Raw genomic sequence first — 14,361 nt, 5'->3', positions numbered from 1 at the left:
AATGTCAGAGATGAGTGATAAGGATCCACAGGAGACTCAGGAGTGGCTGGAGGCGCTGGAGTCTGTTATTGAATTTGAGGGCTCGGACCGCGCCCACTATCTGATCGAGAAGATGATTGACCGGGCTCGCCGCTCAGGGGCAAACCTGCCCTACAGCTCCAATACAGCCTACGTTAATACCATTCCTGTCGCACAACAGAAGAGGATTCCAGGGGATCAATCACTGGAGCATAAACTGCGTGCATATATTCGCTGGAATGCGATGGCCATCGTAGTCAAGGCAAACCACCGCCCCGGAAATGTGGGCGGCCATATTGCCAGCTTTGCCTCCTCGGCCACCCTCTATGATGTCGGTTTTAACCACTTCTTTCAGGGTAACGATGCAGAGAAGGGGGGAGATCTGGTCTTCTTCCAGGGCCATATCGCCCCCGGGGTCTATTCTCGTGCATATCTGGAGGGGCGCATCACCAGGGAACAGCTGGAAAATTTCCGTTTTGAGTCCGACGGCAAGGGGATCTCGTCATATCCGCACCCCTGGTTGATGCGTGACTTCTGGCAGTTCCCGACAGTCTCCATGGGTCTGGGGCCGATTCAGTCAATCTATCAGGCCCGCTTTATGAAGTACCTCCACCATCGGGAGGTGCTGGATACCGAAGGGCGTCAGGTCTGGGCCTACCTTGGTGATGGTGAGATGGATGAGCCTGAGTCGCTGGGTGCGGTGACCCTGGCTGGGCGTGAGAAGCTCGATAATCTCACCTTTGTCATCAACTGTAACCTGCAGCGGCTGGATGGCCCGGTCCGTGGCAATGGCAAGATTATTCAGGAGCTGGAGGCTCTGTTCCGTGGTGCAGGTTGGAATGTAATCAAGGTTATCTGGGGCTCTGGTTGGGATGCCCTGTTGACGAAAGACAAGAGCGGTCTGCTGCTGAAGCGGATGGAAGAGGTGGTCGATGGTGACTATCAGGCTTACAAATCAAAGGATGGAGCCTTCGTTCGCAAACACTTCTTTGGCAAATATCCGGAGCTGCTTGATCTTGTCTCCGATATGACAGATCAGGATATCTGGAAGCTACAGCGTGGCGGCCACGATCCCCGCAAAATTTATGCAGCCTATAGTGCAGCCAAGGCACACAAGGGGCAGCCCACTGTTATCCTCGCCAAGACGGTCAAGGGGTATGGAATGGGTGAGGCTGGTGAGGGGCAGAATGCAACCCACTCCCAGAAGAAGATGGGGCTGGAGCATATGCGCCGTTTCCGTGACCGCTTCAGTATTCCGGTCTCCGATGCAGAGATGGAGGAGATTCCATTTATCTGCCCGGAGAAGGATAGTGAGGAGCTTAAATATCTCCACCAGCGTCGCAAGGAGTTGGGTGGATATCTACCGGAGCGCAGACAGGATGATGAGCCACTGGAGATTCCGGGGCTGGATGCTTTTGAGGCACTTACCAAGGGCAGTGGCAAACGGGAACTCTCTACCACCATGGCTTTTGTGCGCATGCTCTCTACTTTGGCAAGAGACAAGAAGATCGGTAACCATGTGGTGCCAATCGTCCCGGATGAGGCCCGTACCTTCGGAATGGAGGGGATGTTCCGTCAGCTTGGCATCTACTCCTCGTCTGGTCAGCTCTATGAGCCGGAGGACTCTGACAAAGTAATGTGGTATCGCGAGGATACCAAGGGGCAGATCCTGCAGGAGGGGATCAATGAGGCCGGGGCAATGGCGGAGTGGATGGCAGCAGCCACCTCCTATACCAACCACGGCATCAGCATGATTCCATTCTATATCTACTACTCGATGTTTGGATTCCAGCGTATTGGTGATCTGGCGTGGGCGGCTGGTGATATGCAGGCACGTGGCTTCATGATAGGTGGAACTGCGGGCAGAACCACCCTTAATGGCGAGGGGCTACAGCACCAGGATGGCCATAGCCATATCTTCGCCGGAACCATCCCCAACTGTATCTCCTACGACCCAACCTATACCTATGAGCTAGCAATCATTATTCAGGATGGTCTGCGTCGGATGTATGCAGAGCAGGAGAACGTCTTCTACTATATTGCGGTGATGAACGAGAATTATGCCCACCCAGATATGCCGGAAGGGGTGGAAGAGGGGGTCATCAAGGGGATCTATCCACTTCGCAAGATGGAGAGCGGCACGCTCCACGTCCAGTTGATGGGGAGCGGTGCCATTCTGCGTGAGGTCGAGGCAGCAAGCGAGATGCTGCAGTCCGATTGGGGTGTCACCTCTGATATCTGGAGTGTAACCAGCTTTAACGAGCTGGCGCGAGAGGGACAGGATGTGGCGCGCTGGAATCGACTCCATCCAACCGAAACACCAAGAGAGAGTTTTGTTGCGCAGTCGCTGGCTGAAGCCAGTGGTCCTGTCATCGCCTCTACCGACTATATCCGCCTCTATGCAGAGCAGATTCGTGACTTTATCCCGGGTCATTATGAGACTCTGGGTACGGATGGCTTTGGGCGCAGTGATACCCGCGAGAAGCTGCGAGATTTCTTTGAGGTAGATCGAAATCATGTGGTGGTGGCAGCCCTGAAGGCGCTGGCAGATGAGGACTCAATTGATGGCTCAGTGGTTGCGGAGGCGATCAGCAAGTATGGCATTGATGCTGATCGTGCCAATCCAGTGACTCGATAACAGAGGGGATCAGATAATGGCAGAGATAAGAGAGGTCACTGTTCCCGATATTGGGGACTTCCCGGAGGTTGAGGTAATTGAGGTTCTGGTTGCTGTCGGAGATGAGATCGAGCAGGAGGAGTCACTAATCTCCCTGGAGAGTGACAAGGCAACCATGGAGATCCCCGCCCCGTTTGGTGGGGTGGTGAAAGAGCTTAAGGTCTCTGTTGGAGACAAAGTCTCCGAGGGGGCACTGATCATGATGGTGGAGTCAGCTGAGGAGGCTGCCGTTTCGGAGTCACTGGCTGAATCTCCAGCAGAGTCACAGACAGATAGTGGTGCAGAGCATGCTGCAACTGCCCCATCTCCTGCGGCAGTAACTCCTGCCCAGCAACAGACAGCTACTCCAGCGGCACCGGTTGCTCCGGCGACAGGAGGCAAGGCACACGCATCTCCTGCGATTCGTCGTTTTGCCCGTGAACTCGGGGTGGTGCTCTCCCAGGTTGGAGGGACGGGCCCCAAGGGGAGAATTCTTAAGGAGGATGTAAAGCAGTTTGTGAAGGCGGCACTTTCGGGTGGCGCTACTCCACAGGCTACGGGAAGTGCAATACCGGAAATTACACTTCCAGATTTTTCCAAATTTGGTGAGACTGAGAGCCAGCCACTATCCCGGATCAAGAAGATCTCAGGGAAGCATCTACATGCATGTTGGCTCAATATTCCCCATGTCACCCAGTTTGATGAGGCCGATATAACCAAATTGGAGGAGTTCCGCCAGTCCAACAAGGAGGAGGCGGAAAAACGGGGGGTCAGGCTTACTCCGCTGGTCTTTATCATGAAGGCGGTAGTTGCGGCCCTCAAGGAGTTTCCACAGTTTAACGCCTCTCTCGATCTCGACAATGAGCAGCTGATCATCAAGAACTACTACAATATCGGGGTGGCGGTAGATACCCCGAATGGATTGATGGTGCCGGTAGTCAGAGAGGTGGATCGCAAGGGTGTATACGATCTGGCAGAGGAGTTGATGGAGATCAGTTCACGTGCCCGTGATGGCAAATTGAAGGGCGATGATCTGCAGGGTGGTACCTTCTCCATCTCCAGTCTTGGCGGTATTGGAGGTACCCAGTTCACCCCTATTGTGAACGCCCCTGAGGTGGCAATCCTTGGGGTTGCACGCTCCCAGACCAAGCCAGTATGGAGTGGAACCGAGTTTGAGCCGCGTCTGATGCTACCGTTGGCGCTCTCCTATGATCACCGTGTTATCGATGGTGCAGATGGCGCCCGTTTTATCACCAGGCTCAATCAGCTACTGCGTGAATACTGCAAGGTGCTACTCTGATGACTACAGAAGTAAGAGTGCCGGATATCGGTGATTTTGATGGGGTTGAGGTAATTGAGATCCTGGTTTCACCGGGGGATAGTGTTGCCAAAGAGGATTCACTGATCTCGCTTGAGAGTGACAAAGCGACCATGGAGATCCCATCGCCATACGATGGTACGGTGGGAGAGATCAAGGCATCAATTGGAGACAAGATCTCCGAGGGTGACCTAATTCTTGTAATGGATATCACCTCAGCAGATGGTGCGGCAGACGACAGTGTTGCCGATAGTGATGGTCAACAGACAGCTGAGAGTAGTGAGGATGCTGAAGAAAATAACGGTGCGGTAGCACCACAGGCTGCTACTGCCCCTGCTAGTGATGCAGATATCCATGCAGAGGTACTGGTGCTTGGTTCAGGACCTGGTGGTTATACAGCCGCCTTCCGTGCGGCCGACCTTGGCAAGAAGGTGGTTATGGTTGAGCGTCATCCATCAATAGGTGGGGTCTGCCTAAATGTCGGCTGTATTCCATCCAAGGCACTACTTCACACTGCACAGGTTCTCAATGAGGCCAACTCCATGGCTGACCACGGGGTTCGTTTCAGTAAGCCCGAGATTGATCTTGATGAGATTCGCTCCTGGAAGGATGGGGTTGTTACCCGTCTTACCGGTGGCCTGGGGATGCTGGCAAAACAGCGCAAGGTTGAGGTGGTTACCGGGGAGGGTAGGTTCACCTCCCCCAATACCATCGCGGTCGAGACCGCAGATGGGGAGAAGAGTATCTCTTTTGAGCATTCCATTATTGCGGCAGGTTCTCGCTCTGTGGAGATCCCGGTCTTTCCGCACGATGATCCACGGGTCTGGGACTCCACCGATGCACTGCGTCTCAAGGAGATTCCGGGGCGCCTGTTAATTGTTGGTGGTGGGATTATCGGCCTGGAGATGGCGACCGTCTATGAGGCGCTGGGTTCAAAGATCACCGTGGTGGAGATGCAGGATTCACTAATTCCAGGTGCGGACAAGGATATTATCCGTCCACTACAGAGGCGGATCGGTAAAAAATATGAAAACATCTATCTCAAGACCAGGGTGTCGGCGATGGAGGCCACGGACAGTGGTATAAAGGTCAGTTTTGAAGGGGCCAAGGCTCCTGAAGAGGATCTATTTGATGCGGTGCTGGTCTCTGTTGGACGCGCTCCAAATGGAAAACTGATCGATGCAGAGAAGGCGGGTGTAGTTGTTGATGAATGGGGGTTTATTCCCGCAGATGGACAGATGAGAACCAATGTCCCCCATATTTTTGCCATTGGTGATGTTGTTGGACAGCCGATGTTGGCACATAAAGCGACCCATGAGGCAAAGGTGGCAGCAGAGGTGATCGCTGGTCACAAGTCGGTGTTTGAACCGCTGACCATCCCCTCTGTTGCCTATACCGATCCAGAGGTGGCATGGGCTGGGCTGACCGAGATTGAAGCCAAGGCGCAGGGGATTGACTATATAAAAGGGGCCTTCCCTTGGGCAGCTAGTGGCCGCAGTCTCAGTATCGGTCGAGATGAGGGGCTGACCAAGGCATTGTTTGACAAGGAGACAGGCCGCCTGATCGGTGCCGCCATGGTTGGAACCAATGCTGGCGAACTGATTGCCGAGGCTGTACTGGGAATCGAGATGGGTTCGGATATGGAGGATATTGGCCTAACCATCCATCCACACCCAACCCTCTCCGAGACCCTCTGTTTTGCCGCGGAGATGGCTGAGGGGACCATTACAGATCTGATGCCTCCAAAGAAGAGATAGAGCCACCTGGTTCCACAAGTTATTTTCTTCAGTTGCGCGTAATCACTGATACGCGACGCCTTCAGAAAATCCCTTGTGAAACCAATATCCTGCGCGATAATCACGCGAATTTATGAAACATCCAGGTTAGTTACCGGTAGAATATCCAAAAAATTCAGGGAAACAGACAGATGTCAGAAATAAAGAAAGTTGTGCTCGCCTACTCTGGCGGGCTGGATACCTCCATCATTCTCAAGTGGCTGGAGGATGTCTATGGTTGTGAGGTAGTCACCTTTACGGCAGATATTGGCCAAGGGGAGGAGGTAGAGCCTGCTCGTGCCAAGGCAGAGGCGATGGGGGTCAAGGAGATCTATATCGATGATCTGCGAGAGGAGTATGCTCGTGATTTTGTCTTCCCAATGTTTCGTGCCAACGCGATCTACGAGGGAGAGTATCTGCTGGGGACCTCGATTGCGCGTCCGCTGATCTCCAAACGTCTGGTGGAGATTGCGCAGGAGACCGGGGCCGATGCCATTGCCCATGGGGCAACCGGAAAGGGAAATGATCAGGTCCGTTTTGAGCTGGGGGCATATGCATTGATGCCGGATGTGAAGATTATTGCGCCGTGGCGGGAGTGGGATCTCAACTCACGCTCCAAGCTTATGGCCTATGCAGAGGAGCATAATATTGAGGTCGATTTTGCCAAGCAGGGCAAAAAATCACCATACTCGATGGATGCAAACCTGCTCCATATATCCTATGAGGGGGATATCCTGGAGGATCCATGGAATGAGCCTGAGGATGATATGTGGCGCTGGAGTGTCTCCCCAGAAAATGCACCGGACACCCCAACCTATATAGAGATCGATTTCGAGAAGGGTGACCCGACAGCAATCGATGGAGAGGCGATGAGTCCGGCAACCATTATGGAGACTCTCAACAAACTGGGTGGTGATAACGGTATTGGCCGTGACGATATTGTAGAGAACCGCTATGTGGGGATGAAGTCCCGTGGCTGTTACGAGACCCCAGGGGGAACAATCCTGCTGAAGGCGCACCGGGCGATGGAGTCACTGACCCTGGATCGCGAGGCAGCCCACCTCAAGGATGAGATGATGCCCCGTTATGCTGAGCTGGTCTATAACGGCTACTGGTGGTCACCTGAGCGTACCATGCTACAGGCGGCAATTGACGAGACCCAGAAGACCGTCAATGGCACGGTTCGTCTTAAACTATACAAGGGCAATGTAATTGTGGTGGGGCGCAAGTCCGAGAGCAACAGCCTCTTCAGTGAGGAGATTGCCACCTTTGAGGATGATGCCGGTGCTTATGACCAGAAGGATGCAGAGGGCTTTATCCGTCTTAACTCACTGCGACTGCGGATTGGTGCCAAGCAGAAAGGGTGATGTTGGTCTGGGGGGAAGGGGTCATGGTGTTATGAACTCCTCGACAAGTTTTCAACTTCACTTACGGAATTCATAACACCATGACCCCTTCAGTCCGTACAGTATTCACAAACCCGACCCACTTCTTTGCTTTTGGGTTTGGATCCGGGTTGGCACCATTTGCTCCTGGAACCGTTGGTACCCTTGTGGCTGTCCCACTCTATCTGTTGATAGAGCCACTCTCACTCCCTGCCTATCTGTTAGTGATTGTGCTGGCATTTCTGTTTGGGGTCTGGGTCTGCGGACGTGCCGGTGATGATCTTGGGGTTCATGACCATGGAGGAATAGTATGGGATGAGTTCGTCGGTTTATGGGTAACCATGATCGCAGCCCCTGCCGGCTGGCACTGGATTGTGGCTGGATTTCTGCTGTTTCGGCTATTTGATATCTGGAAGCCATGGCCAATCAGTTGGGCTGATCGGCAGGTCTCTGGTGGTCTTGGGGTTATGCTGGATGATCTGATTGCGGGTGGCTACGCTTTTGTAGTGCTCCAGATTGTCTACAATATCTGATCCAGTCTAATCTCGAGATTTTCTCCATCTACCGTAGTTGCAGAGAGATATTCACCATCACTTCTTGTATTCAGATCGGTGAGGTTTAGTAGTTCATCTCTGGACTCGCCAGATTCACCTGTCCAACATATTCTGGTGGGAGTACGGCGCATTATGGCCAACTCATACTCACTATGGATGGCGCAGGATACAGGGGTATATTCAGTCACTGGCCCAGCAGAAATTCAAGTAGCGCCTTCTGTGCATGGAGACGGTTCTCGGCCTCATCCCAGACTACACTCTGAGCTCCATCGATCACCTCACTGCTGACCTCCTCTCCACGATGGGCAGGTAGGCAGTGCATGAATAGGGTATCAGGTTTTGCATGGGCCATCAGCTCTTCATTGACCTGATATCCCTTGAAAACCTCATTGCGGGCGCTACTCTCATCCTCCTGCCCCATACTGGCCCATACGTCTGTGACTATCAGGTCGGCGTTCGTAACAGCCGCAACCGGATCTGTCATCATGGTGATATGTGACTCGGTGGCGGCAATAACCTCAGCTTTTGGAGTGTATCCCTCTGGGGTCGCAATATTTAGATGGAAGCCAAACTGGAGCGCGGCATTCATGTAGGAGTGACACATATTATTGCCGTCTCCTATCCAGGCAACACTCTTTCCATGAATTGATCCACGGTGTTCTACATAGGCCTGAATATCTGCCAACAGTTGGCATGGATGGTAGTCATCAGTCAATGCATTGATCACCGGGACAGATGAGTACTCGGCAAATGTCTTCACTTTTTCATGTTCAAAAGTGCGAATCATGACAGCATCAACCATGCTGGATAGCACTCGTGCACTATCCTCAATAGGTTCTCCACGACCCAGCTGTGTATCTCGTGGGGAGAGGAAGATGGCGCTGCCCCCAAATTGGGCCATGCCAGCTTCAAATGAGACTCTGGTACGGGTGGATGATTTTTCAAATATCATTCCCAGCACCTGGTTCTTCAGGGGTTCATATATCTCACCTGCGTGTTGCATCTTCTTCAGTTCAATAGCGCGCTGAATAATGTTATTCAGATCTTCAGTTGAGAGATCCAGCAGGGTCAGAAAGTGACGTGGAGAAGTTGAGCTCATGATTTGCTCTCCTCTTTATTGGTCGTTGTGAACTGGTTTATTAATAGAGCCACCTGTTCGGCAATCTGGTCAGCCTCATCATTACTCAGGATAAGTGGTGGAAGTAATCTGACTACACTGTCTGCAGTCACATTTAAGAGTAGCCCATGTTCCAGTGCATTGCCTACGATGGGAGCACACGGCTGATTAAGTTCGATGCCGATCATCAATCCCAGATTGCGTATATCGGTAACAGATGAGTTCTCTTTCAGTTTTGTCCTCAGTCCCTGTGTGATCCGCTCTCCCAGTGATGTTGCACGCTCCAGGAGCTGCTCCTGTTCCATAGTGCTAATAACAGCCATGGCGCCACGCGTCACCAGCGGATTTCCACCAAAGGTTGATCCGTGCATTCCAGGCTTGAAGAGCTGTGTAGCATTTCCATGGGTTAGACACGCACCAATTGGCAGTCCATTACCAAGCCCTTTGGCAAGGGTGACGACATCTGGCATGATTGAACTATGCTGGAAACCAAACCATTTTCCGGTACGCCCCATTCCGGTTTGAACCTCATCCAGCATCATTAACCATCCATTTTTATCACAGAGCGCTCTGACTCCAGCCAGATATTCTGAGTCGGGAATTCGTATTCCCCCCTCGCCCTGTACAGGTTCGAGCAGAATGGCAGATATACCCCTTGAATTTGTTGCGATCTCTTGCAGGGCATCCAGATTATTGTATGGGGCACGGATAAAACCGGAGACCAGAGGTTCAAAACCCGCCTGTACCTTGCGGTTTCCTGTGGCCGTGAGTGTTGCCATGGTGCGTCCATGGAAACTGCCTTTGGCCACGATGACAGATGGTGAATCAATCCCCTTGTTATGGCCATGAAGACGTGCCAGTTTGATCGCAGCCTCATTGGCCTCTGCACCGGAGTTGCCAAAAAAGACACTCTCCATTCCGGAGATCTCACACAGTTTGTCTGCCAACTGCTGTTGGTTGGGGATTCCATATAGATTGGATGTATGAAGCAGGGTAGCAGCCTGATCACAGATAGCCTCAGTTACTGCCGGGTGGCTATGTCCCAGCCCGCAGACTGCAATACCACTTAGGGCATCAAGATATTTTTTATCTGCCTGATCCCATAACCAGGCTCCTTCTCCTCTGACAAATGAGACAGGGAGTCGCCCATAGGTGGGCATAATGGTGTTACTCATAACCTTCTAAAACAACCTTCTAAAACTTTATTGCTTTCCAAAAATAAAAAACGGCAGCCTCAAAATGATGCTACCGATCAGTTGAATAGATATTGTAATGATTGTTTGTGGTTTGGCAACAGATAAAAAAAACCCGGCCAGAGCCGGGTTTTATATAGAGCCTGAACCCACGGATCCAGGCAGAGGTTACAGTATCTTCTCTAAAATGGGAGGCCGTGACCAAATCCTGTCATCCCAATTAGCATGGGAAATGAGAGTAGCGTATTGGTGCGTGATGCCATGAGAGCAACCACCTTGGCCTTTGCAATCTCATCTGCAGTAGCCTCTTTCATTCCCAGAATCTTCTGCTGGTTTGGCCAGATAAGAAACCATACATTGAACAGCATGATTGTTCCCAGCCACGCCCCCATACCGATCACCTGCCATCCCTCTGACATGGTGAACGCCCCAACCAGGCCACCCATATGTTGAAGAGCCCCTACTCCTGTAATCCATGTGAGTACAGCAGCCCAGCGAAACCAGAAGAGAGCACGTGGTGCAATATACTTGTTGATTGCGGCAGGCCCAGGATCTCCATCAGCCAGTGCCTCGCCAACACCAGGAACCTGAATAGCATTGAAATAGTAGAGCAGGCCAATCCACGTGATACCAACAATTGCATGGAGCCATACATTAATCTCCAGTGCGTTGACTGCGTAGACAATTACCCCCTCACTGTTTGGGGTTTTTAAAAGTACAACAAGCACCAGTGCCAAGGCTATGCCAGCAACCACAGTACCAATTCGTGTTTTTAGTGGATTCATTTTTTATCTATCTCCAGTCAGTTTAAAGACAATAACGCAGTAATTTTGTCAAGTATTATAGGCTGTTTTAGAGAAATTGCAATAGTTGTGTGTGAATTTATCCGGAACAGATCGATTCGTCACTTTTTCATCCAGCAACCACCTGAACTCCTGGACATTTTTCTAATGAAACTGTAGGTTGCAACCACAATGAATGCAATTGATCTAACAATATTTTCCAGTCGTATTGAGTCTGTCTGTGATGAGATGGGTGCAGTACTGCGTCGCTCAGCATTCTCTCCAAACATTCGTGATCGACTGGATTATTCATGTGCCATTTTTGATGCGGACGGGGAGCTCTGTGCGCAGGCAGCACATATTCCTGTCCATTTGGGCAGTATGGCCTTTGCAATGAGAGATATTGTCTCCAGAATGGAGTGGCAGGATGGTGATCTGGTTATCCTTAATGATCCATTTCTTGGTGGAACCCATCTGCCTGATGTAACCATGATATCCCCGGTTTTGGTGAGTAACGAACATCTTGGTTTCGTGGTCAACCGTGCTCATCATGCAGATATAGGGGCAGATACTCCAGGGTCTATGCCCATATCCAGCCATCTTGATGAGGAGGGAACAGTTATTCCTCCGGGATATCTGCTACGGAAAGATAAAATTCAGCAAACCCTATACTCAGAAATACTCTCCACACTTCGTAATCCAGAGCTCTCACAGGGTGATTTTGAGGCACAGATTAGTGCCAACAGAGCGGGAATGGCCCGTCTGCAGGGGTGGATTTCTCAGCTTGGTGTTGAGGAGTTCAGAGTTGGACTCTCGGAGTTGAATAGTTATGCTGAACGCCTCTCATCAACGGCACTGAAACAGATTCCCGATGGAATTTACAGTTTTGAGGACCGGATGGAGGATGATGGAGCGGGAAATAGAGATCTGCCAATCAAAGTCTCTATCGAGGTGGAGGGAGGTAGAATAAATGTGGATTTCTCTGGTACAACCGAGCAGACGGGTGGAAATATTAACTGCCCACTCTCGGTTGCTGCAGCTGGTGTCTATTATGTTTTTCGTTCTCTTATGCCGCCACAGACACCGGCAGCAGCAGGCAGCTTTCGTGCCATTACGGTGACGGCCCCAAAAGGGTCACTGCTGAATGCTGACAGGCCAGCAGCAGTTGCTGCAGGTAATGTGGAGACCAGTAGTCGTGTGGTGGATGTAGTTATCGGGGCTCTGGTACAGGCAGTACCAGAAAAGATGGCAGCAGCAAGCCAGGGGACAATGAATAATGTCGCCATGGGCGGAGTGGTCAACAAAAGGCACTGGGACTACTATGAGACTATTGGTGGTGGAATGGGTGCCAGCCTTAATGGGAGAGGCCTGTCTGCGGTTCAGACTCATATGACCAATACACTTAATACTCCTGTAGAGGTTCTGGAGATGAGCACACCATTGCAATTAACTGAGTATGCTGTACGTCGTGGTAGTGGTGGGGATGGGGACCATTCTGGTGGAGATGGAATTGTACGAACATTTAAATTTCTTGAAGAGACCACAGTGACCCTGTTGACGGAACGGAGAGAGATATCCCCATGGGGAGTTGATGGTGGCAGTCAGGGGCAGAGTGGAAGAAATATGCTGGATGGAGAGTTATTGCCAGCAAAATGTTCGATATTGGTAGATGCTGGTCAGATATTGTCCATTGAGACTCCCGGAGGTGGAGGTGCGGGTTACGGTTGACTTGATCGTGAGTTAACAGAGTGCCCTAAATTTTTATGTGTGGAATATGTGGTGAATTGAGGCTGGATGGCTCCAGGCCTGAGCAGTCAGTTATGGAGCGCATGTTGCAGTCGTTGCGCCCTCGTGGGCCTGATGATGAGGGCATATGGCATCAGGGGGCACTACAATTTGGACATCGACGTCTCTCTATAATAGATCTCTCGCAAAGGGCTCACCAACCCATGGTTGATGAGATTAGCGGACTTTCGATCGTCTTTAATGGAACCATCTATAACTATATGGAGCTTCGAGCGGAGCTGGCTACTCTGGGCTATCAATTCCACTCCAGTGGAGATACCGAGGTCATTCTGAAGGCATTTCATGCCTGGGGGCGAGACTGTGTGGAGAGATTCACTGGGATGTTTGCCTTTGCCATCTGGGACTCTAATAAAGAGCAGCTGCACCTGGTGCGTGATCGAGTTGGAATCAAGCCGCTCTACTGGGCAAAAGATGGAAATCGCCTGCTTTTTGCCTCCACCTTGCCGGCGCTGTTGGCAGCGGGTGGTGTTAATACTGAATTTGATGCGGTGGCACTGCATCACCATTTTACTCTCCATGCGGTTGTACCGGCACCGAGAACCCTGTTTCGTGATATCCACAAGCTGGAACCGGCACATTGGGTAGAGTGTTCACTTGATGGCGGAGTGACCAAAAGACGCTATTGGGGTCTGCGTGCAGTTAGATCAGCACATACCAAAAGTGAGTGGGAGTGGGCTGAGGAGGTACGAGAATCTCTGAGCAATGCGATAGAGCGGAGACGTGCGGCCTCGGATCTGCCGGTTGGAGTGTTGTTGTCAGGCGGGCTGGATTCAAGTCTTCTGGTAGGGATGCTGGCAGAGGCTGGTCATAAGGATATTAGAACCTTCTCCATCGGCTTTGAGGATTCCCTGGAAGAGAGTGGCAGTGAATTTGAGTATTCCGATGCGGTAGTGGAGAGATTCAGTACCAGACACCAAAAAATTGTTATCTCCAATAGTGAGGTTTTACCTCGTCTGATTGAGTCTGTGGATGCAATGTCAGAGCCAATGTTTGGGCAGGATGCGATTGGCTTTTATCTGCTGGCTGAACAGGTATCAAAAGAGATTAGTGTTGTACTTAGTGGTCAGGGGGCTGATGAAGTTTTTGGAGGATATTTCTGGTATCCATTGATGGAACAGGCATCTGGTGATCCAGTTGACCGTTTTCGTCGTTACTACTTTGATCGAGACCATGGAGAGATTCTGGATATGTTGTCTCCGGAGTTTCATGGAGAGGATTATAGTGCCAGTTTGATGAGAGATATGCTGGAGGCACCGGGAGCGGATAGCTTTATGGATCAGGTGTTGCGTGCAGACAGCACTACACTGGTGATTGATGATCCTGTCAAACGGGTGGACAATATGACGATGGCGTGGGGGCTGGAGGCTCGGGTCCCTTTTTTGGACCACCATCTTCTGGAGCTGGCAGCAAAGATCCCGCCAGAATTGAAGTTGAAACACCATGGCAAGGGGCCGCTGAAGTTGATCTCCAGAGGCCTGTTGCCGGATTCGGTAATTGATCGTCCCAAGGGGTACTTTCCAATGCCTGCCCTGAAGTATGTGAGAGGAGAGTTTCTGGAATTTATGCGTGATATTCTGGGGTCACAGGCCTCTCTTGAGCGTGGACTGTATAGGAGGGAATATGTGGATGCTATGCTGAAAAACCCCATGTCAGACGATAGCTTTACCAGAATAAAGGGAAGTAAATTGTGGCAGCTTGCGTTAACGGAGCAGTGGCTGCAAAGACACATTACTTCATAACTGTTTTGTCCATAACAG

The 14,361-nt window shown here is 51.2% G+C and carries 11 protein-coding genes; 7 read left to right on the top strand and 4 right to left on the bottom strand.

Features of this window, described 5'->3' with window-relative positions:
* The first annotated feature begins 1 nt into the window (after position 1).
* From aceE to H8D24_02920, 5 genes are all read left to right on the top strand, one after another.
* Entirely contained in the window at positions 2 to 2,656 is a 2,655-nt protein-coding gene (aceE, locus tag H8D24_02940; GenBank protein MBC8519348.1) for a pyruvate dehydrogenase (acetyl-transferring), homodimeric type, read from the top strand.
* Between the two features lie 16 nt (positions 2,657 to 2,672).
* Complete coding sequence (aceF, locus tag H8D24_02935) at positions 2,673 to 3,974, top strand: dihydrolipoyllysine-residue acetyltransferase (GenBank protein MBC8519347.1); 1,302 nt, start codon at positions 2,673 to 2,675, stop codon at positions 3,972 to 3,974.
* Positions 3,971 to 5,749: a dihydrolipoyl dehydrogenase gene (lpdA, locus tag H8D24_02930; GenBank protein MBC8519346.1), complete on the top strand. Its 1,779-nt coding sequence runs from the start codon at positions 3,971 to 3,973 to the stop codon at positions 5,747 to 5,749. The genes aceF and lpdA overlap by 4 nt, the downstream gene beginning before the upstream one ends.
* Before the next feature lie 170 nt (positions 5,750 to 5,919).
* Entirely contained in the window at positions 5,920 to 7,134 is a 1,215-nt protein-coding gene (locus tag H8D24_02925) for an argininosuccinate synthase (protein MBC8519345.1), read from the top strand.
* A gap of 80 nt (positions 7,135 to 7,214) precedes the next feature.
* Positions 7,215 to 7,685: a phosphatidylglycerophosphatase A gene (locus H8D24_02920; protein ID MBC8519344.1), complete on the top strand. Its 471-nt coding sequence runs from the start codon at positions 7,215 to 7,217 to the stop codon at positions 7,683 to 7,685.
* Here the strand turns inward: H8D24_02920 and H8D24_02915 are convergent.
* From H8D24_02915 to H8D24_02900, 4 genes are all read right to left on the bottom strand, one after another.
* On the bottom strand, positions 7,673 to 7,894 hold the full coding sequence (locus tag H8D24_02915) for a transcriptional antiterminator, Rof (GenBank protein MBC8519343.1): 222 nt from the start codon (positions 7,892 to 7,894) through the stop codon (positions 7,673 to 7,675). The two genes, H8D24_02920 and H8D24_02915, sit on opposite strands and share 13 nt — an antisense overlap.
* Entirely contained in the window at positions 7,891 to 8,805 is a 915-nt protein-coding gene (gene argF, locus H8D24_02910) for an ornithine carbamoyltransferase (GenBank protein MBC8519342.1), read from the bottom strand. Before argF ends, H8D24_02915 begins: the two co-directional genes overlap by 4 nt.
* On the bottom strand, positions 8,802 to 9,998 hold the full coding sequence (locus H8D24_02905; protein MBC8519341.1) for an acetylornithine transaminase: 1,197 nt from the start codon (positions 9,996 to 9,998) through the stop codon (positions 8,802 to 8,804). Before H8D24_02905 ends, argF begins: the two co-directional genes overlap by 4 nt.
* A gap of 200 nt (positions 9,999 to 10,198) precedes the next feature.
* Positions 10,199 to 10,801, bottom strand: a complete 603-nt coding sequence (locus H8D24_02900) for a urate hydroxylase PuuD (protein ID MBC8519340.1) — start codon at positions 10,799 to 10,801, stop codon at positions 10,199 to 10,201.
* A 189-nt stretch (positions 10,802 to 10,990) separates the two neighbouring features.
* Between H8D24_02900 and H8D24_02895 the strand changes: the two genes are divergently transcribed.
* Positions 10,991 to 12,526: a hydantoinase B/oxoprolinase family protein gene (locus H8D24_02895; GenBank protein ID MBC8519339.1), complete on the top strand. Its 1,536-nt coding sequence runs from the start codon at positions 10,991 to 10,993 to the stop codon at positions 12,524 to 12,526.
* A gap of 35 nt (positions 12,527 to 12,561) precedes the next feature.
* Positions 12,562 to 14,343, top strand: coding sequence for an N-acetylglutaminylglutamine amidotransferase (locus H8D24_02890; GenBank protein ID MBC8519338.1), 1,782 nt, complete (start codon positions 12,562 to 12,564; stop codon positions 14,341 to 14,343).
* Positions 14,344 to 14,361 lie beyond the last annotated feature (18 nt).

Origin of the sequence: Candidatus Thiopontia autotrophica (genome assembly GCA_014384675.1) — a bacterium.
Lineage (GTDB): Bacteria > Pseudomonadota > Gammaproteobacteria.
This window is presented reverse-complemented; position numbering and strand designations above follow the sequence as displayed.